Raw genomic sequence first — 25,346 nt, forward strand, 5'->3', positions numbered from 1 at the left:
CGGAGCGATATGCTGGCTGTCCCACCGAAGCGCGGCGTCCATGGTGGTACGAATCGTGATTGTGTCGTGTCGCTTGCAGCGCCGTAGCGGCGCCGCACCGCGTCATGCAAGACAGATTTACCGCGTTTTTAACAGCTTGTCGCGTCTCGATGCAAGCCGCTTTACAGACGGTTTCGAACGACAGGCTGCAGGGCCCTTGACGATTTGCGCTCCCTCTTGCCCCCGCATGTTGCGTGGCGAGACCGCGCCGCCTCTCGCAGCAGCGTCTCGTGGCTCGTGCCGTTTTCCCTTTACTTTTTACAAAACGGAGACAGCTCGATGAACCATCCCGCCTTTGCAGGTCAAGCCGCCGTAGAAGCGCCGGCCTGGGTCAAACACCGCAAGCTCATCGAATGGGTGCAGCGCGTCGCCGCGCTGACGAAACCCGCGCGCGTGGTCTGGTGCGACGGTTCGCAGGAGGAATACGACCGCCTGTGCGCGCAGATGGTGGAGGCCGGCACGCTGAGAAAGCTCAATCCCGAGAAGCGGCCGAATTCGTATCTGGCGTGTTCGTCGCCGTCCGACGTCGCGCGCGTGGAAGACCGCACGTTCATCTGCTCGCAGCGCAAGGAGGACGCGGGCCCCACCAACAACTGGGTGGCACCCGGCGAGATGCGCGCCACCCTTGATGGTCTCTTCGACGGTGCGATGCGCGGCCGCACGATGTACGTGGTGCCGTTTTCGATGGGGCCGCTCGGCTCGCCCATCGCGCACATCGGCGTGGAGCTTTCGGATAGCCCGTACGTGGTCGTGAACATGCGCATCATGACGCGCATGGGCCGCAAGGTGTACGACGTGCTGGGCGAAGACGGCGGCTTCGTGCCGTGCGTGCATTCGGTGGGCGCGCCGCTTGCCGCGGGGCAGCAGGACGTGGCGTGGCCCTGCAACGACACGAAGTACATCGTCCATTTCCCGGAGAGCCGCGAGATCTGGAGCTACGGCTCCGGCTACGGCGGCAATGCGCTGCTCGGCAAGAAGTGTTTTGCGCTGCGTATTGCGTCGACGATGGGCCGCGACGAGGGCTGGCTCGCCGAACACATGCTGATTCTCGGCGTGACGACGCCCGAAGGGCGCAAGTTCCACGTCGCGGCGGCGTTTCCGTCGGCCTGCGGCAAGACCAATTTCGCGATGCTGATTCCGCCTCCGGGCATGAACGGCTGGCAAATTTCGACGATCGGCGACGACATCGCCTGGATCAAGCCGGGCAAGGACGGTCGCCTCTACGCGATCAACCCCGAAGCGGGCTATTTCGGCGTGGCGCCGGGCACGAGCGAGAAGACGAACTACAACGCGATGGCGACGCTCAAGGCGAACGTCATCTTCACGAACGTCGCGCTCACGGACGACGGCGACGTCTGGTGGGAAGGCATGACCGACGAGCCGCCGGCACACCTGATCGACTGGCAAGGCCAGGACTGGACGCCCGAAATCGCGAAGGAAACCGGCCGCAAGGCGGCGCATCCGAACGCGCGCTTCACGGCGCCGGCTTCGCAATGTCCGTCGATCGATCCGGACTGGGAGAACCCGGCCGGCGTGCCTATCGATGCCTTCGTATTTGGCGGCCGCCGTTCCACCACGGTGCCGCTCGTCACCGAGGCACGCAACTGGGTGGAGGGCGTCTACATGGCCGCGACGATGGGCTCCGAGACCACGGCCGCAGCGGCGGGCCAGCAGGGCGTGGTGCGGCGCGACCCGTTCGCCATGCTGCCGTTCTGCGGCTACAACATGAGCGACTACTTTGCGCACTGGCTGGCGGTGGGCGCGCGCCTCACGCAATTGGGCGCGAAGCTGCCGAAGATCTTCTGCGTGAACTGGTTCCGCAAGGGGCCGGATGGCAAGTTCGTGTGGCCGGGTTTCGGTGAGAACATGCGCGTGCTGGACTGGATGGTGAGCCGCGTGGACGATAAAGCCGACGGCGACGAGCACGCGTTCGGTGTTTCGCCGCGCTACGACGACCTGGACTGGAGCGGGCTCGATTTCACCGAAGCGCAGTTCGACCTCGTGATGTCCGTCGACGCAGACGCATGGCGAAGTGAGCTGCGACTGCACGCCGAACTCTTCGACACGCTGCAGCACCGCTTGCCGCCCGCGCTGAACGAGGCGCGCGAAGCGCTGGAGAAGCGCTTGTCTGCAAGGTGATGTGAGCGCCTGCTTCGCTTTGAAGCCGCCTTCGGGCGGCTTTTTTCTTGGCTTTTCTGGCAGCCGTGACAGGTTTGCTCGAGCGTTGGTTTGTCCCCGCTTTGCGCTATCCCCGCCGCCATGTAGCCATTTGTTCGTCGAAGCGCTCCTCCCCATTGCGTCGCAGCAGATTGTTTCCTGTCGAGGAACAATGGACGGATCAGATTTGCGGGAAAGTCCACATTGGCACGAATTTAAGGAAATTTAACGGCTTCTTAGGCAACTTCTGCACGAACTTGGGAGTCGTAGGAGAATTCCGAATTCGCCTATGGCCTCCGAAAGGCATAAGTAATAAACGGCAGGAGTTTCACATGGATCATTTGCAGTCGATGCGGGTATTCGTCAAGGTGGCGGATCTCGGCAGCTTCGCCCGCGCCGCCAGCGCGATGGACATTTCGAATGCAGTTGCCACGCGTCACGTTGCCGACCTGGAAGGTCGGTTGGGTACTCGCTTGCTGAACCGGACGACGCGCAGCCTCTCGCTGACCGAGTCGGGCCAGGTCTACCTGGAACGCGCGCGTCAGATCCTGGACGAACTGGAAGACGTGGAGCAGATGGTGGTGGCCCGCAACCATGAGCCGGTCGGCACGCTGCGTATCGTGGCGCCCGTGGTGTTCGGGCTGCACAATCTCGCGCCGGTGCTGCAAACCTACGCGGAACGCTATCCGAAGGTGATTCCGGACGTCACGTTGGTCGACCGGCAGGTCGACCTCGTGGAAGAAGGCTTCGACGTGGGCGTGGTGGTTGCCCGGCAGATGCGCGGCGCCAGTATCGTGACGCGGCGCCTCACCACCGGCTGCATGACCGTCTGCGCCACGCCGGCCTATCTGGAAAAGCACGGCACGCCCACGCGTCCGGAGCATCTGATGGAGCATCCGTGCCTGTCGCCGCCTTCCGAGTACTGGGGTGACGAGCGCGTATTCACCGGTCCCGAGGGCGAGGTGCGGGTGCGCCCCACTAACGTGGTTGTCGCGAACAACACCGAGATGCTGCGTCAGTTCGCGCTGCTCGGCATGGGTATCGCGATCCTGCCGAGCTACCTGATCGGCCGCGACATGACGCGCGGACGGCTGGTGCGCCTGCTGGGCGACTACCGCCTGCCGCAGGTCGAACTCAATATCGCGTACCCGAGCCGGCGCCATCTGCCGGCGAAGGTGCGCACGTTCATCGATCACCTGGTGGAGCATTTCAGCCAGACGCCGAACGGCGTGCTGGGCGAGCAGTGGATCAAGGACGGCTATGGGCGTCCGGCTGCCGGCGTCGCCGCGCATGCTGACGGCGAGATGTTGGCGCCCGAAGCGTTCGACGGTGCCGAACCGCTCTCGAGTTTGCTCGATCGTGAGATTTCGCCGAAGACGCCGCGCTCGCCTGGGCGTGTACGCCGGTCGAGCGCGGCGTCGCCGGTTTGATTCTGGTTCGACTCGCGCGGCGGGGAGGGGCGATGCAAGTTCGCGGCCTGCCGCCGGGATAATTTCCTGGAGGCAGGTTTCCCTCGCGAAATAAAAAAGCGCAGCCGCGGCTGCGCTTTTTTTGCTTCGCACGTCCTGGTGTTCTGGCTTTGAAGAAGCGAGGGACGGCGGCGTGGACTTCACGGCGCGCCTTCGCAGGCGTGCCGTGACTTACGATCCGGTCTTGCGCGCCACTGTCTTCTTCGCGGCCGCCTTGCGTGCCGGCGCGGTCTTCGCCGCGGCCGTCTTGCGCGCCGGCGTCGCGGCGACGGTTTCGGTCACCGTGTCGCCATCGCCTTCTGCCTCTGCGCCCACTGTTGCCGCCGTCTTTTTCGCGGCCGTTTTGGCGGCCGTCTTCCCAGCGGCAGGCTCCTTTTTCTCGAACTCGAAGCCGATCTTGCCGTCGTTCTGTTTTACCAGGAACGCCTTGAAGTTGCGGCCCGTGCGCGACGACTTGAAGCTGGTCAGCAGATCCGTTCGGCCTTCGGTCAGCAGCTTCGCCATCTGATCGCGCGAGATTTCCTGTTGCAGGATCACCTTGCCCGAGCGGAAATCGCAGGTCTTCGGATTGGCGACCGAGTTCTCGCACACATAGCTCATGCCGTGCTCGAACACGCGCGCCTTGCATTTCGGGCAGGCGCCCACGGGCTCCTGGTCGGAGAAGTCGGGTGCCTCGCCATCCTCGCCGCCCTGATCCTGGCCAAAGTCGAACTCGAGCTTGTAGTTCTTCGTTTCGTCGTCGATCGAGAGCTTGAGGATGGCCGAGAACGGCCGGCCCATCTTGCTGCGGAACCCTGAGAGCGGACCAATCTCCTTTTTCTGCAGGAGTTCTTCGACTTCCGGAATCTCGAATTGCCGGCCACCCGGAATTTTCGAGATCGAGAACTCGCACTTCGTGCACGCGAAGCGCCGGTAGTTTTCCTTCACCTGCCCACCGCAGTTCGGGCACGGCGTTTCGAGCGTCGCATAGTCGCCGGGAATGGTGTCGGAGTCGTACTCCTTCGCGCGCTTCACGATGGTCTGCGTCATGCGGGCAATTTCCTGCATGAACGCGTCGCGATGCAAGTTGCCGTGCTCCATCTGGGCGAGCTTGTGTTCCCATTCGCCGGTGAGTTCGGGCGCGGTCAACTCCTTGACGCCGAGGCCGCGCAGCAGCGTCATCAGCTGGAACGCCTTGGCCGTTGGAATCAGTTCGCGCCCTTCCCGAACCAGATACTTCTCGCCGAGCAGACCTTCGATAATGGCCGCGCGCGTGGCCGGCGTACCGAGCCCCTTCGCGGCCATGGCCTCGCGCAGCTCGTCGTCTTCGACGAGCTTGCCCGCGCCTTCCATAGCCGACAGCAGCGTGGCTTCGTTGTAGCGTGCGGGCGGCTTGGTGGTGAGCTGATGGGCGGCGATCTTGTCGGTCTCGACCTTCTCGTCCTTCTGCACGGGCACGAGGTTGGCGTCGTCGCCGCCTGCGTCCCGGCCGTATACCTGCAGCCAGCCCGGCTCGATCAGCACCTTGCCTTCGGTCTTGAAGTGATGGCCGACGACTTCGGTGATGCGCGTCGTCACGCGGTATTCGGCTGCGGGGAAGAACACGGCGAGGAAGCGCTTCACGACGAGGTCGTAGAGCTTCTGCTCGGGCTCGGACAGCGCCTTCGGCGCCTGCAGCGTGGGAATGATGGCGAAGTGGTCGCTGATCTTCGAGTTGTCGAAGATGCGCTTGTTCGGCTTCACCCAGCCTTTGTCGAGCACCTGCTTCGCGTGCGGCAGGTAGTTATTGCTCTCCTTGAGCATGTCCAGGGTGCTCTTTACGGTGCCGATATAGTCTTCCGGCAGCGCGCGCGCGTCGGTACGCGGATAGGTGAGCACCTTGTGCTTTTCGTACAGCGCCTGGGCGAGGCCCAGCGTGTTCTTGGCCGAAAAGCCGAAGCGGCCGTTCGCTTCGCGCTGCAGGCTGGTCAAGTCGAAGAGCAGGGGGGACAGCTGCGTTGAAGGCTTCGATTCCTCGGTGACCGTGCCCAACTGGCCGCGGCACGCGGCGACGATGGTTTCCGCTGCGGGCAGGCTCCACAGGCGCGATTCGCGCTTCTCCGGATCGAACTCGTCTCGCTTGAACTTCGGGTCGAACCAGCGTCCTTCATAGAAACCGGCGGCGCACACAAACTCGGCGCGCACTTCCCAGTAGTCGCGCGGCACGAAGCGGCGAATCTTTTCTTCGCGCTCCACGACGATGGAAAGCGTCGGCGTCTGCACGCGACCCACCGTTGTGAGGAAGAAGCCGCCGCCCTTGCTGTTGAACGCGGTCATGGCGCGCGTGCCGTTGATCCCCACCAGCCAGTCCGCTTCCGAGCGGCAGCGGGCGGCATCCGCGAGCGGCTGCATGTCTTCGTCGCTGCGCAGATGGGCGAAGCCTTCGCGGATGGCGGCGGGCGTCATCGATTGCAGCCACAGACGCTGCACGGGCTGCTTCGCCTTCGCGTGCTGCACGATCAGACGGAAGATCAGCTCGCCTTCGCGCCCCGCGTCACATGCGTTGATGAGGCGGTCGACGTCCTTGCGCTTCATCAGCCTCGTGAGCACCTTGAGCCGCGACTCGCTTTTCGCGATGGGATTCAGGTCGAAGTGGGGCGGGATGACGGGCAGATGCGCGAAGCTCCATTTGCCGCGCTTGACTTCGTACTCTTCGGGAGCGGCGATCTCGAGCAGATGGCCGACAGCGGACGAAAGCACGTATTCGTCGCTTTCGTAGTATTCGTCATGCTTGGTGAAGCCGCCCAAAGCGCGTGCGATGTCGTTCGCGACGGACGGCTTCTCGGCGATGATCAGTGCTTTCGACATGACTGGTTGCAAGTGGGTAGAGTCGGGCAGACGCCCATAACGACCGCTTTATAGCACACGCTGCGCCAGCGGCGGTTTCGACGCCCCAAAAAAGCGCCTCATCATAATGGGGCGCCAAGGTACCGGCAAGCGCGGCGCGGCGGACCTGCGCAGCGCTTCAGACAGGCCCGCCGACCGCCATGGACGGCCCCATGCGGGCTCACGCCATGGCGAGAGCCGGCCTTAGCTTGGGCGCATCCTTCACGCCCGGCAGCGCGGTCAGGTCGGCGAGCATGCGCTCCACGATGGCCGCTTGCGGCAACACGGTGCCGAAAAACCGGGTGGCGCTGGCATCTTCGATCAGGATCGTAGGGAAGTTTTCTACATCGAGGTCGTCGAAGCGGTCTGCATGCGTTTCGATGTCGATCCAGGCGAAACAGACTTCCGGGTGGGCGTTGGCGAGTCGGTCAAACGCTGCGCGGTACTCGCGGCAGGTGCCGCACCATTCTGCGCACAGGCAGGCAACGAACAAGGTGTTCGGATCGGTTACGCGCTCGGCGATTCGCTCGGAATCGGTGTCGAGGTTCAGCGCGGGCATGATGGTTCCTCGCTATCTCTCTTGTACTGGTGGTCTCCGGAGCAAGCCGGCTGGTCCGCCGAATTTAGCATGACGCCGCCTCAGTCGCGGCTCGCCCGGGTGAAACGGCCCCCGGGCAGGGCCGTGATGCGGCCGGCCAGTTCGAGGTACAGCAGTGCCCGCTGTAGTGCCGCTTCTTCCATTTCGGTGCGCCCGGCGAGGATTTCAAGCGTGGCCGGTGCGTGGCCGAGTGCGTCCAGTAGCCGCTGCGCGTCCGGCGTCAGCGCAGACGGTGATGGGGCCGTATCGAGGCGGGCGTTGTGCTGCCGCACGCGTTCGGCCGGCCGGCTATCCGCGTTCTCGCCCGGGCCTGAGGGAGCGCTCGCGCGATCACCTTTGATGCGGCTCGAACGGGGGGGCGTCGCGTTTGCCTCGGTGAATGCGGGCCGGGGGCGCGGCGCCGTTGCCACGCCAAGCTGTTCCAGCACCTCGTCTGCTGTCTCCACCAGCATCGCACCCTGTTTCAGCATTCGGTGGCAGCCCTTCGAGAGCGGCGCATGGATGGAGCCGGGCAACGCGAAAACGTCTCGCCCCATTTCGTTGGCGAGGCGTGCGGTGATCAGTGAACCGGAGCGCATCGCGGCTTCGACGACCAGCACGCCGCTGGAAAGCCCTGCAATCAGGCGATTACGCTGAGGGAAGTTGGACGGTCGCGCCGGCGTGCCGAGCGGCCACTCAGAGACAATCGCGCCTTGCTCACCGATCTGCGCGGCGAGCGCCCGATGCGAAGGCGGATAGACGATATCGACGCCGGTGCCGATCACCGCAACCGTCCCGCCGGGACCGGCTAGCGCGCCCCGATGTGCGGCGCCGTCGATGCCCAGTGCGAGGCCGGACACGACGGTCAGGCCAGCCGCGGAAAAAGCGCGGGCGAAGCGTGCGGCGTCTTCGGTGCCTTGCGGCGTCGCGCTTCGGCTTCCCACGACCGCCACCGCCTTCCGATGCAGCGACTCGAGTCGCCCTTTTATATATAGCAGTGGCGGTGGATCAGGCATGGTGAGCAACATGGGCGGGTAGGCAGGGTCGCACAATGTCAGGATCCAATTGCCCGCCTGCTCGCGCCATGCAAGGGCAGCTGCGGCCTGCTCCGCGAACCCGGGCCCGGGCGCGGACAGTACGGCGTGGGCCGTGCGCGTATCGGTTGCGGTTGCGAGCGCGGCGAACGGCTGCGCCAGCACGGCCTGCGGCAAGCCGAATGTTTCGAGCAGCTTGCGCAGTGCGGCGGGCGACACGCCCGGCGCGCAGGACAGGCGCAGCCAGCCAATGAGTTCGGCGTCGGTCATAGGCAGCGAATGCATAGAGTTCACGTTGCGTCAGTCCCGTAGCGGTTCAAGATAGCCCTCCCGGCGAAAGCAGCCAGAGACGGGCCATGCTAAAATTTTCATCATCCGAAATGAAAGACGACCTGCGGCGTGCCCGGCGGCAGCCACAGGGGAACTGGTCTGCTCTGATTCGTGCATTGAATCCCGCGGACCCAGTCGTTATATGGTGTGCGTCGCCCGTGCGGTCGCCAAGCTGGCCGTATGGCCAGTCCGGCCGATGCCCTTTCGGCGCGCGGCGCGCCACGAAAATCCTCTTGATGCCATGGCTTTACTGAACATCCTTCACTATCCCGACAAGCGGCTGCACAAGGTCGCGAAGCCCGTTGCAGAGGTCGACAACCGTATCCGCAAGCTCGTAGCCGACATGGCCGAGACGATGTACAAGGCCCCGGGTGTAGGGCTGGCCGCCACGCAGGTGGATGTGCATGAGCGCGTGATCGTGATCGACGTGTCGGAAACGCACGACCAGTTGCTCACCTTCATCAATCCCGAGATCGTGTGGTCCAGCAATGAGAAGAAGCTCTCCGAAGAGGGCTGCCTTTCGGTGCCGGGCATTTACGACAACGTGGAGCGTGCCGACAAGGTGCGCGTGCGCGCGCTCAACGAAAAGGGCGAGCCTTTCGAACTGGATTGCGAAGGGCTGCTTGCCGTGTGCATCCAGCACGAAATGGATCACCTGATGGGCCGCGTGTTCGTCGAGTACCTCTCGTCGCTCAAGCAGACGCGCATCAAGAGCAAGATGAAGAAGCTCGAACGCGCGATGTGACGCGCGGCTTGCGGCGCAACCTCGCCGCTGCTTTCAACTTCTGCCGTCATCACGTCTGGTCGTTTGCCTCATGAGTCATTCCTTACGCGTCGTTTTTGCTGGTACGCCGGAGTTTGCTGCGGCGGCACTCGCCGCCATCCACCAAGCCGGTTTTACGGTGCCGCTCGTGCTGACCCAGCCCGACCGGCCGGCCGGGCGAGGCATGAAGTTGCAGGCGAGCCCGGTCAAGCGTTACGCGACCGAACACGGTCTGGCCGTCGCACAGCCGCCGTCGCTGCGCCGTAACGGCAAGTTTCCGGCCGAAGCCGCCGCCGGTATCGATCTGCTGCGCGCCACGCCGCACGATGTGATGGTGGTGGCCGCCTACGGCTTGCTACTGCCGCAGGAAGTGCTCGATATCGCGCCGCATGGTTGCATCAACATCCACGCATCGCTGCTGCCGCGCTGGCGAGGTGCCGCGCCTATCCATCGCGCGATCGAGGCCGGCGACGCTGAAACCGGCATCACGCTGATGCAGATGGACGCCGGCCTCGACACGGGCGCCATGATTCGCGAGGCCCGTACGCCGATTGCCCCCGCCGATACCACTGCGACCTTGCACGACCGCCTCGCGCAAACTGGCGCGCAGTTGATCGTCGATGCGCTTGCGGACCTGGAGCGAGACGGCCGCCTGCCCACAACACCTCAACCGGCCGAGGGCGCCACCTACGCCGAGAAAATCGGCAAGCACGAGGCGGTGCTCGACTGGCGGCGTCCCGCGGCGGCGCTCGCGCGCCAGGTGCGGGCCTTCGATCCGTTTCCAGGCGGTGCCGGCACACTCGACGGCACCCCACTGAAGATCTGGGCAGCCGAACCGGTCGACGCTTTTGCACGAGGCGATGCGCAACCGGGCCAGATCGTCGACGTGTCGCCTGACGGCGTTATCGTGGCGTGCGGGGAAGGCGCTTTGCGCCTCACGCAGTTGCAGAAACCCGGCGGCAAACGGCTTTCCGTGCGCGAGTTCCTCGCGGGCTCGCCGCTTGTCCCGGGGCAGCGTTTCGCCTTGCCGGAGCCTGCGGCACATCCGGCCTCCAAGGCCTGATTGCTGGAACGATAGACGCGCGTGACGCGGCGCGCCATCGGCCGAACGGTCAGGTCGCGTGGCCCGCGCGGTCGGCGCTAAAATTTCCGCTCCAGTGCGTTGTGTTTAACGGGTCTCCCAGAGACTTCGAGGTTCTCCATGTCCGGCATCACTCATTTCGGTTTTTTCGTCGTCGCGGTCTTCCTGCTCAACGTGACACCTGGGCCCGACACCGCGTACATCGTGGGACGTAGCGTGGCTCAGGGCCGCCGTGCCGGGCTTATGTCGGCGCTCGGCATTTCGACCGGTTGCTGCGTGCATTCGCTCGCGTGCGCATTTGGGCTTACCGCCCTGCTTGCCGCCTCGGCCACCGCGTTCACGGTAATCAAGTTCGTCGGCGCGCTCTATCTGGTCTATCTCGGCGTGCGGCTCATTTTCACGAAGCCGGAGAAGCCCGCCGCAGACGCCGCGAATCCCGTCTCTCAGGGGCTCGCAACGGCTCGTCCGCTGCGGCAGCTTTTTCTGCAAGGGTTCTGGACGAATGTGCTGAATCCCAAGGTCGTGCTCTTTTTCGTGTCGTTCTTCCCGCAGTTCGTCGTGCCGGGCAGCGACCAGAAGGTGGTGGCGTTTTTGACGCTCGGCGTCGTGTTCGTGTTGATGAGCACGATCTGGAACAGTTTCGTTGCGTGGATTGCCGGCAGCGTCACGCAACGGTTCTCCGGCAAGCCCGCCCTCAAGCGGTGGCTGGACCGCGGCGTAGGCACCGCTTTCGTCGGCCTCGGCATCCGGCTTGCCACCGCCGCACGCTGATTGAATTTTCCGCGTCCGACCATATCTAACAGTTCGCTTACAATAAGCCGCTTTCCCGCCATGGGTCCGGCGTTATGGGCCGGCGGGAGGTGATGAACTTCTACGGGCAAGGAGCAGCGCACATGTTCAATTGGGTCAAAACCGCGATGTTGATGGCCGCGATCACGGCCCTTTTCATCGTGATCGGCGGCATGATCGGGGGCCAGCGCGGCATGATGCTGGCGCTTCTGGTCGCGCTCGGCATGAACTTCTTTTCGTACTGGTTCTCCGACAAGATGGTTCTGCGCATGTACAACGCGCAGGAAGTCGATGAGACCACGGCGCCGCAGTTCTACCGGATGGTGCGCGACCTCGCCACGCGCGCCGGCCTGCCCATGCCCCGCGTGTACCTGATCGACGAAGCTGCACCGAACGCGTTCGCCACCGGCCGCAATCCCGAGCACGCTGCGGTCGCGGCGACCACGGGCATTCTGCGAGTGCTTTCCGAACGTGAAATGCGGGGGGTGATGGCGCACGAACTTGCTCACGTGAAGCACCGCGACATCCTGATCTCCACGATTTCGGCCACGATGGCGGGCGCCATCTCCGCGCTCGCGAATTTCGCGATGTTCTTCGGTGGCCGTGACGAGAACGGTCGGCCGGCAAACCCGATCGCGGGTATCGCCGTTGCATTGCTTGCACCGATTGCGGCCGGCCTCATCCAGATGGCCATTTCTCGCGCCCGTGAGTTCGAGGCCGACCGCGGCGGCGCGCAGATTTCGGGCGATCCGCAGGCGCTGGCTGTTGCGCTCGACAAGATTCATCGCTATGCGAGCGGCGTTCCGTTTGCCGCAGCCGAAGAGCATCCGGCCACGGCGCAAATGATGATCGTGAATCCGCTGCACGCCGGTGGTATCGCGAACCTCTTCTCGACGCACCCCTCCACCGAAGAGCGCATCGCGCGCCTCATGGAGATGGCGCGAACGGGCCGCTTCGACTAACCGGCAAGGGCGCCCCTGACGGCGCCCGTTATCGCGCGCCGGGCGCTTCCCACTCACGCCGGCCGCTTCAACAAAGAACGAGTGGCGCGTCACGTTACAATGCACCGTTTGCACACCGTGCATTGCGTGGCCGCCCTCGTTTTTCATGACATCCAAACCTTCCCGGCGCCCCCCCGCTGATCACAAGGCGCGTTCGCGTCCTTCAAGACCCACGCAATCGGGCCAGGGCCATCCGGCACGCCGCGCGCACGCGCCGCAATCCGGTCGGTCCCCGCAACATCGCGAGCTGCGTCTGTCCGCTCTGCACCTCGCTCCCGATTCGTTGGGTTTCGCACTCGACTGCGCCGCCCAGGCCGTGACCGCAGTACGTGGCGGCGCGGCGCTTCCCGCCGCGCTTGCCGCCGTATCCGGCTCGCTACCCGCTTCTGCCGTGAGCCTCGCGCGCGGCGCGACGCAAGACATCGCCTATCGCACCATGCGGTGCCTCGCGACAGTCGATCGCGTGATCGCGTTGCGCGTCCACAAGGCGCCGCCCGCACACGTTACGAACATGCTGGCGTGCGCGCTGGCGCTGCTCTGCGACGAAAACGAGCCGCCTTCGTACGCCACCTTCACCGTCGTGGACCAGGCCGTGAATGCAGTCGGCGCGCGCCGCGAAGTCAACTTTGCGAAGGGGCTCGTGAACGCCGTGCTGCGCGGGTTCCTGCGTGAGCGCGACACGCTGCTCGCGCAGGTGCGTCAGGACGAAGTCGCACGCTGGAACTATCCGCAATGGTGGATCGATGCCACGCGCCGCGCGTGGCCCGACGCGTGGCAAGACATTCTCGCGGCCGGCAATGACCACGGCCCGCTCACGTTGCGTGTGAACACGCGTCGGTCGAGCGTGGACGACTATCTGGCCCTGCTGCGCGAGCAGCACATCGACGCGACGCAATCCGGCGAGCAGGCGGTGACGCTCGCCGTGCCTACGCCAGTCGATCGCATTCCCGGCTTTGCGAGCGGCGTCGTCTCCGTGCAGGATGCCGGCGCCCAGCTGGCCGCGCGTTCGCTCGACGTGCACGACGGCATGCGCGTGCTCGATGCCTGCGCGGCGCCGGGCGGCAAGACCGGTCATCTGCTGGAACTCGCTGACATCGACCTCGTTGCGCTCGAAAGCGACCCTGCACGCGCGCCCCGTATCGCGGAAAACCTGCAACGCTTGGGGCTCGATGCCGACATTCGTGTGGGCGATGCCGGCGAGCCGTCGCAATGGCACGACGGCCAGCCGTTCGATCGCATTCTCGCCGACGTGCCGTGCTCCGCTTCGGGCATCGTGCGGCGGCATCCCGACATTCGGTGGCTGCGCCGCGCCTCGGACATCGAGGCCCTCGTCGCCGAACAGCGCCGCATTCTGCAAGCGTTGTGGCCGCTCGTGAAAACGGGCGGCGAGCTGCTCTACGTCACCTGCTCGATCTTTCCCGAGGAGGGCGAGCTGCAGGCACGCTGGTTTGAAAGCTTCCACCAGGATGCGGTACGATTGGACGCGCCCGGGCAGCTGCTGCCCACCGCTCATCGCGCGTCCGCAGAGGCGCGGGGCGGTTCCGGCACCGCCGCAGAGGCCAGCCGCGCCGCCGCGGTTTCAGAGCACAACGCGAATCACGACGGATTCTTCTACGCGCGCTTTCAGAAACGGTGACCATCAAACGCTTCTTTCCGCTCCGGCTCGCGGTCGTGCTGTGGATCACGCTGACCGTCTGCCTGACCGCAGCCGGGCCCGCGCGCGCCGATCAGATCGCCGTCCAGCGTGCGTCGCTTCAGGCGGACAACAACGGCTGGAGCCTCGACGCGCGTTTCGATTTCGAGCTCAACAGCAGCCTCGAAGATGCCGTCAACAAGGGCATTCCGCTCTACTTCACGACCGATTTCGAACTGAGCCGGCCGCGCTGGTACTGGTTCGACGAGCAGCCGGTGAGCGTCTCGCAGAGCATCCGCCTGTCGTTTCAGCCGCTCACACGCGAATACCGCGTGTCGAGCGGCGGCCTGCAACTCGGTTTTTCGTCGCTGAAGGAGGCGCTTGCGGTGATCAAGCACGTTACGTCGTGGCACGTGATCGACCGCAATCAGGTCCACGCGGACGAGACCTACAACGCGTCCGTGCGCATGCAGCTCGACATTGCGTTGATGCCCAAGCCGTTTCAGATCGACGCGGTGAACAACCGCGACTGGAATCTCGCTTCCGACTGGAAGCGCTTCACTTTCACGGTGAGCGATCGTGCTAAATAGAGTGCGCCGCGCCACCAGTGTCAGTAGCGTCGTCGTCAGGCTGCTTGTCCTGACGGTCGCTGTCACGGCCGTGCTGCTGCTCGTGCTGCTGGCGGCGGCGAGCGCCAACACGGAGTTCTTTGACCGGTACTACTCGTGGCTCTACGCGGCCAACATCGCCGTCGCGCTGATCTTCATGCTCGTGGTGACGGCCCTCGTGGTCGTGATCGTGTCGCGGCTCAGGAAGGGCAAATTCGGCACGCGGCTGCTCGCCAAGCTGGCGTTCTTTTTCGCGCTGGTGGGCGTCGTGCCGGGCGGCATCATCTACGTGGTGTCGTATCAGTTCGTTTCGCGCAGCATCGAGTCGTGGTTCGACGTCAATGTCGAAACCGCGCTCACGTCGGGCCTCAACCTCGGGCGCGGCATGCTCGACGCGTCGCTCTCGGATCTGCAGACGAAGGGCCGTCTCATGGCCGAGCAGCTTGCGAGCGCCGACGCGGCCGGCACCACGCTCACGCTGCTGCGTCTGCGTGACCAGTTCAGCGTGCAGGACGCGACCATCGTCGAGCCCGTGCGCAGCATGTCGGGCGCCACGCCCGAGATGCACGTGGTGGCACAGGCGTCGGGCAATCTCTCGTCGCTCGTGCCCACCGATCTGCCCACGCCGCTGATGATCGACCAGGCGCGCGGCCGCGGCTTCGCTGCGATCGAAGGCGAAGTGGACGGCGATCCGCGCGAGCACGGCAGCAAGGGCGCGTTGCGGCTGCGCGTGGTTCAGCGCATTCCGGACACCAACGCGTCGCTGCTGCAGCCCACCGAACGCTTCCTGCAACTCACGCAGCCGGTCCCGCCCACGCTCGCGCGCAACGCGGATGCCGTGCAGCGCGCCTACCGCGAATATCAGGAGAAGGCGCTCGGCCGGACGGGCTTGCGCAAGATGTATATCGGCACGCTCACGCTCGCGCTCTTCCTCGCCACCTTCATCGCGATGATGATTGCGCTTGCGCTCGGCAACCAGCTTGCGCGTCCGCTCTTCCTGCTCGCGCAAGGCACGAAGGAAGTGACCGAAGGCGACTACACGCCCAAGCGCGAGGTCAAGTCGCGCGACGAGCTGGGCTTCCTCACGCAGTCGTTCAACGCGATGACGCGGCAGCTTTCCGAAGCGCGCGCCGCGGTGGAAAAGAACCGCATCGCGCTCGAGCATTCGAAGGCGTATCTCGAAAGCATTCTCGCCAACCTGACGGCGGGCGTGTTCGTGTTCGACCGGCAGTTCCGCCTGACCACGGCGAATCCCGGCGCCGAGCGTATCTTCCGCCAGCCGTTCCAGGCGATGCTGGGCTCTTCGCTCGAGCGCATCGGCGTGCTGGCCGAGTTCGGCGCGATGGTGCGCAAAGCCTTTGCCGATCGCGAAGCCGCGGGCGATGGCCACGCCGATCGCGGACACTGGCAGCAGCAGTTTTCGGTGCAGGTGCCGGGCGAGACCGATCCGCTCACGCTGCTCGTGCGCGGCGCGCGGCTCGTGTCCGAAACGGCGGCCGGCGACGCGATCGACGCCAATGGCAACGTGCAGACGGCAGGCTACGTGGTGGTGTTCGACGACATCTCCGACGTGATTTCCGCGCAGCGTTCCGTCGCTTGGGGCGAAGTGGCGCGGCGTCTTGCGCACGAGATCAAGAACCCGCTCACGCCCATCCAGCTTTCGGCCGAGCGCCTGCAGATGAAGCTCTCCGACAAGCTCGCGCCCGCCGACGCCGACGTGCTCAAGCGCGGTGCCACGACCATCGTCAACCAGGTCGCGGCGATGAAGCAGATGGTCGACAACTTCCGCGACTACGCTCGCACGCCGCCCGCCGTGCTCGCGAACCTTCAGCTCAACGATCTGGTGAGCGAAGTGCTCACGCTCTACGGCATCGAGGAAGGCAAGAGCGCGATTCACGTCGAGCTTGCCGCGCTGCCCGTGATTCGCGGCGACGCGACGCAGCTGCGCCAGGTGATCCATAACCTGCTGCAGAATGCACAGGACGCGGTGGCGGATGTCGAGCAGCCGCGTGTGCTGCTCGAAACGAGAACAGTAGAATATGGCGATCCCGACGCCGAAGGTAAGACGCGCGTCGCGGTGCGCCTGACCGTTTCTGACAACGGGCCCGGCTTTCCCGCGCGCATCCTGACGCGCGCATTCGAACCTTACGTGACGACCAAGGCCAAAGGGACAGGGCTGGGACTCGCGATGGTCAAGAAGATCGTCGACGAACACGGCGCGCGCATCGACATTCGCAACCGGCTGAGAGCGGGCGACGTGGTCGAGGGCGCCCAGATTTCGATTCTCTTTCTCCAGCTCGCGGACGATGCCGCCGCCCCCAGCACAGGGGAGAAGACGGCCCGCGCGGCCTCACAGGGAACGACAAAAGCAACAGTGCAGACAAGGGCAGCTTAAATGGCAACCATCCTGGTGGTAGATGACGAAATGGGTATCCGGGAATTGCTCTCGGAGATCCTGAGCGACGAGGGACACGTCGTCGAGGTGGCGGAAAACGCACAGGAAGCGCGCGACTTTCGCCTGCGTCAGGCGCCCGATCTCGTGCTGCTCGACATCTGGATGCCGGACACCGATGGCGTCACGCTGTTGAAGGAGTGGGCGGCCCAGGGGCAGCTCACCATGCCGGTGATCATGATGTCGGGGCACGCGACCATCGACACCGCCGTCGAGGCTACGAAGATCGGCGCGCTTAATTTCCTCGAAAAGCCGATCGCGCTGCAAAAGCTGCTGAAGGCGGTGGAGCAGGGACTTGCGCGCGGCACGGCGGCGCCGGTAGCGGCGGGCGCGGCGGCCAAGCCGCCTGCGTCGGCGGGAACGACGGCGATTGCGTCGGCTGCGGCGCTACCCATTCTCTCCGCAGATGGCGTGACGACCGGTGCGGCCGCGCTGCAAACCGCCTCGATTTCGTTCGACATTCCGTTGCGCGACGCACGCGACGCGTTCGAGCGCGCGTATTTCGAGTACCACCTTGCGCGCGAGAACGGCAGCATGACGCGCGTGGCGGAAAAAACCGGCCTCGAACGTACGCACCTGTACCGTAAGCTCAAGCAGCTGGGCGTCGACCTCGGCAAGAACAAGGGGGAATGAACGGCGCGATGTGCGTCGGGCGGCTCGAAGCCCGGCAGCAGTGGGCCCGGAAATTTTCGGACGAGGGCTTGAGGTGGGCGTAGTGCTTTGCTATACTCTCGCTTCTTCGTTGGCCCGGTAGCTCAGTTGGTAGAGCAGCGGATTGAAAATCCGCGTGTCGGTGGTTCGATTCCGCCCCAGGCCACCAGAATTAAGTAAGCCCCAGGAAATCGTCAGATTCCTGGGGCTTTCGTTTTGGCCAGTGTCCAGGCGGGTAGGCCCGGTCGGCTCGCCGGTGGCGGTATGGGGCGCGTGATAATATAACGCGCTACATCGCGACCGAAGCGGCAAGACGGAAGCGCCAATCGCCATGCGTCGATTGCCCCGTTCGCGAGTTCCGATCAAGGCCCGCCGTTCCAGCAACGGCACGAGTGTGCAGCAGGCCGAACCCGCTGTCCGGCCCGTGCGCCGGGGCGACAGATTCTGACGATTGGCGGTATAAGCGCGTGCGCGCCCTGCAGCAGATGGCGCGACCTATACTGCCCGGGCCGCGGCACTGCCGCTTCGCGCTGCTTCGTCGCACGTAGGGTGCACACGAGGCGAGCGCGGCGCCCCCACTCAATACACGGAGCTTCACGGTGACTCGAACAGACGCTAAAAACAGCGCGCTTGTGCTGTTTTCGGGCGGCCAGGACTCGGCCACTTGCCTTGCATGGGCGCTCGACCGCTTTGAGACGGTAGAAACGCTGGGCTTCGACTACGGCCAGCGGCACCGCATCGAACTGGAGTGCCGCGAGAGCTTCCGCAACGCGATTGCCCAGCAGTTTCCGGCTTGGGGCGCTCGCCTGGGCGACGATCACATGATCGACCTGTCAGTGCTCGGCGCGATCAGCGAAACCGCGATGACGCGCGAGATCGAGATCGAAGCCTCCGCGAACGGGCTGCCGAACACGTTCGTGCCGGGCCGTAACCTCATGTTCATGACGATCGCGGCGGCGATTGCGTACCGGCGTGGATTGCAGGTGCTGGTCGGCGGAATGTGCGAAACGGATTTCTCGGGCTACCCGGATTGCCGCGACGACACCATGAAGGCGTTGCAGGTGGCGCTCAATCTCGGCATGGACAGCCGCTTCGTGCTGGAAACGCCGCTCATGTGGCTCGACAAGGCCGATACGTGGCGGCTTGCGCATGAGCTGGGCGGCGATGCGCTCGTGGAACTGATTCGCGTGGAAACGCACACGTGCTACGTCGGCGAACGGGCGGAACTGCATAGCTGGGGCTTTGGCTGCGGCGAATGCCCGGCATGCCGGCTGCGCAAACGCGGATACGAGGCGTGGCTCGCCGGCGAGAAGGTGACTTCGCCCGTGTGAGCCTGTGCCGCACACGCAGCGGCGACGCAAATCGAAGGCGTGATCCCACGCCAGGACGAACACAGACAGAAAGCAGCATGACGTACGCGGTCAAGGAAATCTTCTATACGTTGCAGGGCGAGGGCGCGAACGCCGGCCGTCCGGCCGTGTTCTGCCGGTTCGCCGGCTGCAACCTGTGGTCCGGGCGCGAGGAGGATCGCAGCGAAGCCGTGTGCCGTTTCTGCGATACCGACTTCGTTGGCACCGACGGCGAGAACGGCGGCAAGTATCGCGACGCCGCCGACCTCGTCGCGAAAATCGCGTCGCTGTGGCCGGAAGGCGAAGCGCACCGCTTCGTCGTCTGCACGGGCGGCGAGCCGATGCTGCAGATTGACCAGCCGTTCGTCGATGCGCTGCACGAAGCGGGCTTCCAGATCGCCATCGAAACGAACGGCTCGCTGCCGGTGCTCGACACGATCGACTGGATCTGCGTGAGCCCGAAGGCCGACGCGCCGCTCGTCGTGACGAAGGGCAACGAGCTGAAGGTTGTCGTGCCGCAGGACAACCAGCGCCTCGCCGACTACGAGAAGCTCGACTTCGATTACTTTCTCGTGCAGCCCATGGACGGCTCCTCGCGCGACATCAACACGAAGCTCGCCATCGACTGGTGCAAACGGCATCCGCGCTGGCGGCTCTCCATGCAGACTCACAAGTACCTGAACATTCCCTGATCCGCCGTGCTGACGATTACCCGAAAACTCGAATTCGATGCGGGCCACCGCATTCCCGACCACCGCAGCCAGTGCCGCAATCTGCACGGCCATCGCTATGTGCTCGAAATCACGCTGCAGGGCGATCTGGTGGAGACGGAAGGCGCGCCGGATCGCGGCATGGTGATGGACTTCGCGGACGTGAAGGCGCTCGCGAACCAGCATCTGGTGGACCGCTGGGACCATGCATTCCTCGTCTTCGAGGGCGACACGCAGGTGCGCGGTTTCCTCGACTCGCTGCCCGGCCACAAGACCGTGGTGCTGGACCGCATTCCCACGGTCGAAAACCTCGCGGCCATCGCGTTCGACATCCTGTCGAACGTCTACGACGCCCACTACGGCGTGAATCTGCGTCTGGCGCGCGTGCGTCTCTACGAAACGCCGAATTGCTGGGCGGAAGTGACCCGCGACTAGTCGGAGCCGGCGAGACCCGCGATTCGGGCCTCCGGCGGGAGCTGACCCGCCCCAACGCGTGCCCGTTATTGTCACGGTATGATCGCTCCACAATCACATGGAGCGAGACGTGCCGGCCGCAATTTCCCAAGGCGTTCAGCCACACGCGCACACGCGCGACACGCGTCCATGCGGCGCGCGCAGCCTGGCTGAACGGCATCCGCCAGCCGGCGCCGTCGCTCTTTCGCAAGGAGCGCGGCGATGAGCACCTTCACGAATCCCCTCAAAGAGCGGCTCAAGGAGGCCGGGCCGTTGTACGGTCTGTGGCTTTCCATGGGCAGTGAAACGGCAGCCGAGGCGCTCGCGCACGCGGGCTTCGACTGGCTGCTGATCGACATGGAACACACGCCCAACGACAGCGTCGACGTGACCGCCCAGCTGCGGGCGATCGCCGCGGCACATCTGCCGAGCGAACCGGTGGTGCGCCTGCCGGCCAACGAGCCGTGGCTTGTCAAGCGCGTACTGGATGTCGGCGCGCGCACCGTGATGTTCCCGAACGTCGAATCGGCCGACCAGGCGGCGCATGCCGTTCGGCTCACGCAATATCCGTCGCAGAGCACGCCCGATGGTCTGCGCGGTGTGGCTGGCGTCGTGCGCGCGGCGGCCTATGGCATGCGGCGCGACTATCTTCAGACGGCCAACGCGCAGATCGCGACCATCGTGCAGATCGAGTCGGCGCAGGGCTTGCAAGAGGTGGAACGCATTGCGGCCACGCCGGGCGTGGACTGCGTGTTCGTCGGACCGGCGGATCTGGCTGCGAGCCTTGGCCATCTGGGCGACTCGAAGCATCCCGATGTGCAGGCCGCCATGGCGAAGGTGGTTGCGGCGGCGCGTGCGGCGGGTATCGCGGCGGGCATTTTTGCACTGGACGTGGCCAGTGCGCGTCAGTACCGCGAAGCGGGCTTCAACTTCATCGCGCTCGCTGCGGACGTCATGTGGATGTTGCGGGCAACGCGCCAGGCGTTGCAGGAGGTACGGTCATGAAAACGCGTCGGCTAATCGCTGCGCTCGCGGCGGCGGGCGGGCTCTTTATGGGTGGCCCAGCCTTGGCGCTCGCGCAGCAGCAAGGTGGCGGCAAGAGCGATCCCCAGACTGAATCGGCGGTGGCGGACTACAACGCCGGAAACGTCGGCGCGGCGCTTGTGGAATTCCGTCAGGCGGCGCAGCGCGGCAACCGGCTCGCCGAATTCAATTACGCGATGATGCTGCTCAACGGCGAGGGCACGGCCGCCAACGTCGACGAGGGCAAGAAGTGGCTGCGCAAGGCCGCGGACGCCAACATGTCGCACGCGCAGTATGTCTACGGGAAGATGTACGACGACGGCGACTTCGTCGGCCGCGATCCGGCTGAGGCGCATCAGTGGTTTCTGAAGGCGGCGCAACAGGGCCATGTGCAGGCGGAACTCGCGCTCGCCAATCAGTTCCTGGACGGTCGCGGCACCTCGCGCGACAACCGCCAGGCGTTCTACTGGTACAAGAAGGCCGCCGAGGGCGGCGACATGACCGCGCAATACGTGGCCGGCTCCTTTTACGAACGTGGCGGCGACGGCGTGGCAAAGAACCTGAACGTGGCGCGCGCCTATTACGCGGCGGCTGCGGCGCAGGGCGATCCGGCGGCGCGCCTCAAGTACCAGCAGTTGAGTGCGCAGATTCAGAAGGCCGCGCCGACGCAATAAGAAATCAGCCGTGCGCTGCGTTGCGGCACCGCGCGATGGCCGCCCGCGCAGCGCTACCTAGCTCTGCATCAGCCGTTTTTGCCGCGCGACGCTCATGATGAGTCCGATCGCGATGCCGAGTGTCGTGAGCGCGGTGCCGCCGTAGCTCATGAAGGGCAGCGGCACGCCGACCACCGGCAAGATGCCGCTCACCATGCCGATGTTGACGAACGCGTAGGTGAAGAACGCCATCGTGAGCGACCCCGCGAGCAGCCGCCCGAACAGCGTCGCGCCGTTCGCGGCGATGTAGAGCCCGCGCGCAATGAGCGCCATGTAGAGGGTGAGCAGCACGATGCCGCCCATCAGCCCGAATTCCTCGGAAAAGACGGCGAAGATGAAGTCGGTATGCTTTTCGGGGATGAACTCCAGATGCGCCTGCGTGCCCTTGAGCCAGCCCTTGCCGAGCGGTCCGCCCGAGCCGATCGCGATCACCGCCTGAATAGTGTGAAAGCCTTTACCGAGCGGGTCTGACGTGGGGTCGAGCAGCGTGCAGATGCGGTGCTTCTGGTAGTCGTGCATCAAGGGCCAGTTGACCTCGGGCTGGCAGATGCGATCCTGGAAGACCGCAATCGACCCCACCGCAATCACGCCCGCAATCAGCACGGGCACGATCAGCTTGAAGCTGAGCCCCGCGAAATAGATCACGAAAAAGCCCGCGGCGAACACGAGCACGGCGGTGCCCAGATCAGGCTGCTTGGCGATCAGCGCGACCGGCAGCCCGAGAATCACGAAGCCCACCACGTAGTCGTACCAGCGGATCACGCCCTCGCGACGCTGGAAGTACCAGGCCAGCATGAGCGGAACGGCGATCTTGAGAATCTCCGACGGCTGGATCACCACGCCGACGTTGATCCAGCGCTTCGCGCCCTTGCGCGTGAGACCGAACATCGCGACGCCGACCAGCAGCGCAATGCCCACGGTGTAAAGCGGCACCGCGAAGCGCATCAGCGTAGTGGGGGGCACATTGGCGAGCGCCCACATCAGCACGAAGGTCAACAGGATGTTGCGAAGCTGGTCTTCCACGCGGCCCGGCACGTCCAGACTCGCGCTGTACAGCGTGACGATGCCCACGCACAGCAGCAGGAAGACAGTAAGCGCGAGCGGACGGTCGAAGCCCGCGAACATCCGCTTGATGCGGTCGAGCACGGCGTGCTTGTCGATTTGCATGAACTGCATGCTGCTCTCCTTACTCGTCGATGCCGCCGGTGGCGGGCGCGGGTGGCACGACGGTGTGGTCTGCTGCGTCGCCGGTCTCGCGGCCAGGCGGCGGTGCGAGCACGGCGGAGGCGGTGTCGCCTGCGCCGCGGCGCGAGGGGCGCGGTCCGGTGCGGCGCGGTGCTTCGGCCCGGGTGGCCGGGGCCTGAGTGTCTGGCACCGACGCCGCGCCCGGGGTACTCGCCCCGCGAGGTACAACTGGGCGGGCGGTGGGCATGGCTGTCCCCGCGCGCGGCACGGCACCTGGCGACGCTGTAGCGGGTGAGGACATAGCGGGCGACGCAACTGACGCCGTGCCGGAAGCTGTAGCCGAAGATGCGCCCAAAGCAGCGGACGACGCACCGACCGCCCCCGACGCGCCCAGCGCCTCAGAGGCCGCTTTTTCCTGCGCCGTCACCGGCATCGGCAGCGCCTTGAAGCCGGGCGCGATAGCGATGGGCCCAACGGCGCCCACCGCCGACGTCGCCGTATCCCCAATCGCGGGTGCCGAGCTTTCCTGTGCCGCGGACGCCGCCGCGGCCACCTCGGCGGCTTGCATGCCGGGTTTCTTGCGGTCCACCAGGTAGTAGTCCATGACGCGGCGGGCAATCGGCGCGGCCGATTCCGCGCCCCAGCCGCCGTTTTCCACGATCAGCGCGAGCGCGATCTTCGGATGGTCCACCGGCGCGAACGCGATGAAGAGCGCGTGGTCGCGCAGCTTTTCTGAAAGCCCGTGCGCCCGATAGTTGCTGCCCTGGAGCGAGAACACCTGCGCCGTGCCCGTCTTGCCGGCCGACTCGTACGGCGCGTTCGCGAAGACTTTGTACGCCGTGCCGGACGGATTCATCATCACGTTTTCCATGCCGCGCTTCACGACGTCGATGTCCGACTGCTTCACGTCGATGCGCCCGCTTTCGTGCGGCACGGTGAGATGCGTGTCGTGCGTGATGGGGTTTTCGATTTCCTTCACGAGGTGGGGCTTCATTACCACGCCGTTGTCGGCGAGCGTGGCGACCGCGTGCGCGAGTTGCAGGATCGTGAACGAGTTGTAGCCCTGGCCGATGCCGAGGCTGATCGTTTCACCCTCGTACCAGCGCTGCATTTCCGGCTTGCGGTACGCCTTTCTCTTCCACTCGGTGGAGGGCAGGATGCCGCGCGCTTCGCCCGGAATATCGATACCCGTGATCTGGCCGAAGCCCCACGGCTTCATGAAGTCGGCGATCGCGTTGACGCCCAGGTCGTGCGCGACCATGTAGAAATAGGTGTCGTTCGACACCATGATCGCGCGGTTCATGTCCACCCAGCCCTGGCCGCTGCGCACGTCGTTGCGGAACGTGTGGTTGCCGAACGTGTAGTAGCCGGGATCCTGGAAGCCCCACTGCGGCGTGCGTTTGTGCAGCGTGAGCGCGGCGAGCGCCATGAACGGCTTGTACGTGGAGCCCGGCGGGTAGGTGCCGTGCAGCGGACGGTTCAGGAGCGGGTGATCGGGCGAGTTGTTGAGTTCGTCCCAGGTCTGCTGGTCGATGCCGTCCACGAAAGAGTTCGGATCGAAGCTCGGCGCCGAAACGAACGCGAGCACATCACCCGTGGAAGGCTCGATGGCCACCAGCGCGCCGCGTTTGCCCGCGAACGCTTGCTCGGCCACTTCCTGCAGCCCAATGTCGAGCGAGAGCACGAGGTTGTTGCCAGGCGTCGCCTGCGTGCGCGAGAGCGTGCGCACGGGCCGCCCGCCCGCCGTCACCTCGACTTCCTCGAAGCCTGTCAGCCCATGCAGTTCGGTTTCGTAGCTCTCTTCGACACCGATCTTGCCGATGTAGTCAGTGCCCTTGTAGTTGTTCGCGTCAAGGCGCGGGTCGTAGTGCTCGGGGTCGCTGTTGTTCTGCTCGCTCTGGTCGTCGATGCGCTCCTGGTCGCGCTGCGAGATCCGGCCGATGTAGCCGATCACGTGCGCCGCCGTGGGGCCGAGCGGATATTGGCGGAACAGGCGCGCGCGCACTTCGACGCCCGGAAAGCGGAAGCGCTGCGCGGTGAAGCGCGCCACTTCCTCGTCGGTGAGGCGGGTGCGGATGGGCAGGCTTTCGAAGTGCTTCGAGTCTTCCAGCAGCTTTTTGAAGCGGCGCCGGTCGCGCGCGTCGATCGTGATGACCGTGGAGAGCTGGTCGATCACGTTGTCCAGCGTGTCGTTGAGCTTGGACGGTGTGATTTCGAGCGTGTACGCCGAGTAGTTCTTCGCGAGCACCACGCCGTTGCGGTCGGTGATGATGCCGCGGTTCGGCACGATGGGCGCAACCGAAATGCGGTTCTCGTCGGCCTGCAGCGAATACTTGCTGTGGTGCCAGACCTGCAGGTACAGGAACCGCAGCACGATGAGCCCGAAACAGACGAACACGAACAGGCCCGCCGCCGTCACGCGCAGGCGGAACCTGAAGAGTTGCTGCTGGGTGTCCTTGAATTCGGTCATGCGTAAACCAAAGGG

Annotated in this window: 20 protein-coding genes and 1 tRNA gene; 16 read left to right on the forward strand and 5 right to left on the reverse strand. The window is 65.0% G+C overall.

Annotation, left to right across the window (positions count from 1 at the left end; translation table 11 throughout):
* Positions 1-318 precede the first annotated feature (318 nt).
* Together P2869_RS00110 and P2869_RS00115 are read left to right on the forward strand one after the other, a co-directional pair.
* The gene (locus P2869_RS00110) at positions 319-2,178 is read left to right on the forward strand and encodes a phosphoenolpyruvate carboxykinase (GTP) (RefSeq protein WP_277597126.1); all 1,860 of its coding nucleotides are present in this window, start codon (positions 319-321) and stop codon (positions 2,176-2,178) included.
* Between the two features lie 350 nt (positions 2,179-2,528).
* Positions 2,529-3,626 (forward strand): LysR family transcriptional regulator, encoded by a 1,098-nt coding sequence (locus P2869_RS00115; RefSeq protein ID WP_277597127.1) that lies wholly within the window; start codon positions 2,529-2,531, stop codon positions 3,624-3,626.
* Positions 3,627-3,836: 210 nt separating this feature from the next.
* Here the strand turns inward: P2869_RS00115 and P2869_RS00120 are convergent, their stop codons facing one another.
* The 3 genes from P2869_RS00120 to dprA form a co-directional block, all read right to left on the reverse strand.
* Positions 3,837-6,491 carry a DNA topoisomerase III gene (locus P2869_RS00120; protein WP_277597128.1) on the reverse strand — a complete coding sequence of 885 codons (2,655 nt, stop codon included), beginning with the start codon at positions 6,489-6,491 and terminating at the stop codon, positions 3,837-3,839.
* A gap of 199 nt (positions 6,492-6,690) precedes the next feature.
* Positions 6,691-7,068: a thioredoxin family protein gene (locus P2869_RS00125; protein ID WP_277597129.1), complete on the reverse strand. Its 378-nt coding sequence runs from the start codon at positions 7,066-7,068 to the stop codon at positions 6,691-6,693.
* An 80-nt stretch (positions 7,069-7,148) separates the two neighbouring features.
* Positions 7,149-8,405 (reverse strand): DNA-processing protein DprA, encoded by a 1,257-nt coding sequence (gene dprA, locus P2869_RS00130; protein WP_277597130.1) that lies wholly within the window; start codon positions 8,403-8,405, stop codon positions 7,149-7,151.
* A 286-nt stretch (positions 8,406-8,691) separates the two neighbouring features.
* On the opposite strand from dprA, the gene def reads away from it, so the two are divergent.
* The 14 genes from def to P2869_RS00200 all read left to right on the forward strand — a co-directional run bounded on the left by def (position 8,692) and on the right by P2869_RS00200 (position 21,637).
* Positions 8,692-9,195 (forward strand): peptide deformylase, encoded by a 504-nt coding sequence (gene def / locus P2869_RS00135; RefSeq protein WP_277597131.1) that lies wholly within the window; start codon positions 8,692-8,694, stop codon positions 9,193-9,195.
* A 70-nt stretch (positions 9,196-9,265) separates the two neighbouring features.
* Entirely contained in the window at positions 9,266-10,276 is a 1,011-nt protein-coding gene (gene fmt / locus P2869_RS00140) for a methionyl-tRNA formyltransferase (RefSeq protein WP_277597132.1), read from the forward strand.
* Positions 10,277-10,414: 138 nt separating this feature from the next.
* Positions 10,415-11,065 (forward strand): LysE family translocator, encoded by a 651-nt coding sequence (locus tag P2869_RS00145; protein ID WP_277597133.1) that lies wholly within the window; start codon positions 10,415-10,417, stop codon positions 11,063-11,065.
* A gap of 122 nt (positions 11,066-11,187) precedes the next feature.
* On the forward strand, positions 11,188-12,045 hold the full coding sequence (gene htpX / locus P2869_RS00150) for a zinc metalloprotease HtpX (protein WP_017772366.1): 858 nt from the start codon (positions 11,188-11,190) through the stop codon (positions 12,043-12,045).
* Positions 12,046-12,190: 145 nt separating this feature from the next.
* Positions 12,191-13,720 (forward strand): 16S rRNA (cytosine(967)-C(5))-methyltransferase RsmB, encoded by a 1,530-nt coding sequence (rsmB, locus tag P2869_RS00155; protein ID WP_277597134.1) that lies wholly within the window; start codon positions 12,191-12,193, stop codon positions 13,718-13,720.
* Complete coding sequence (locus tag P2869_RS00160) at positions 13,717-14,307, forward strand: DUF4390 domain-containing protein (RefSeq protein WP_017772368.1); 591 nt, start codon at positions 13,717-13,719, stop codon at positions 14,305-14,307. Before rsmB ends, P2869_RS00160 begins: the two co-directional genes overlap by 4 nt.
* Positions 14,297-16,720 (forward strand): PAS domain-containing sensor histidine kinase, encoded by a 2,424-nt coding sequence (locus tag P2869_RS00165; RefSeq protein ID WP_126878596.1) that lies wholly within the window; start codon positions 14,297-14,299, stop codon positions 16,718-16,720. Before P2869_RS00160 ends, P2869_RS00165 begins: the two co-directional genes overlap by 11 nt.
* Entirely contained in the window at positions 16,721-17,410 is a 690-nt protein-coding gene (esaR, locus tag P2869_RS00170; RefSeq protein WP_017772370.1) for a response regulator transcription factor EsaR, read from the forward strand.
* Positions 17,411-17,521: 111 nt separating this feature from the next.
* Positions 17,522-17,597 (forward strand) — tRNA-Phe (locus P2869_RS00175).
* Between the two features lie 430 nt (positions 17,598-18,027).
* Positions 18,028-18,759 carry a 7-cyano-7-deazaguanine synthase QueC gene (gene queC, locus P2869_RS00180; protein ID WP_026120958.1) on the forward strand — a complete coding sequence of 244 codons (732 nt, stop codon included), beginning with the start codon at positions 18,028-18,030 and terminating at the stop codon, positions 18,757-18,759.
* 77 nt (positions 18,760-18,836) lie between these two features.
* Positions 18,837-19,469 carry a 7-carboxy-7-deazaguanine synthase gene (gene queE, locus P2869_RS00185; RefSeq protein ID WP_277597135.1) on the forward strand — a complete coding sequence of 211 codons (633 nt, stop codon included), beginning with the start codon at positions 18,837-18,839 and terminating at the stop codon, positions 19,467-19,469.
* 9 nt (positions 19,470-19,478) lie between these two features.
* A complete protein-coding gene (gene queD / locus P2869_RS00190) occupies positions 19,479-19,922 on the forward strand; it encodes a 6-carboxytetrahydropterin synthase QueD (RefSeq protein ID WP_026120959.1) in 444 nt (147 codons plus the stop codon).
* 240 nt (positions 19,923-20,162) lie between these two features.
* Positions 20,163-20,945, forward strand: coding sequence for an aldolase/citrate lyase family protein (locus tag P2869_RS00195; protein WP_126878595.1), 783 nt, complete (start codon positions 20,163-20,165; stop codon positions 20,943-20,945).
* Between the two features lie 47 nt (positions 20,946-20,992).
* Positions 20,993-21,637 (forward strand): tetratricopeptide repeat protein, encoded by a 645-nt coding sequence (locus P2869_RS00200; protein WP_240659115.1) that lies wholly within the window; start codon positions 20,993-20,995, stop codon positions 21,635-21,637.
* Positions 21,638-21,694: 57 nt separating this feature from the next.
* Here the strand turns inward: P2869_RS00200 and rodA are convergent, their stop codons facing one another.
* A complete protein-coding gene (gene rodA / locus P2869_RS00205) occupies positions 21,695-22,843 on the reverse strand; it encodes a rod shape-determining protein RodA (RefSeq protein WP_026120960.1) in 1,149 nt (382 codons plus the stop codon).
* Between the two features lie 19 nt (positions 22,844-22,862).
* Positions 22,863-25,331: a penicillin-binding protein 2 gene (gene mrdA / locus P2869_RS00210; protein WP_277597136.1), complete on the reverse strand. Its 2,469-nt coding sequence runs from the start codon at positions 25,329-25,331 to the stop codon at positions 22,863-22,865.
* Between the last annotated feature and the right edge of the window lie 15 nt (positions 25,332-25,346).

It is taken from the genome of Paraburkholderia sp. SUR17 (assembly GCF_029536165.1).
Taxonomy (GTDB): domain Bacteria; phylum Pseudomonadota; class Gammaproteobacteria; order Burkholderiales; family Burkholderiaceae; genus Paraburkholderia; species Paraburkholderia kururiensis.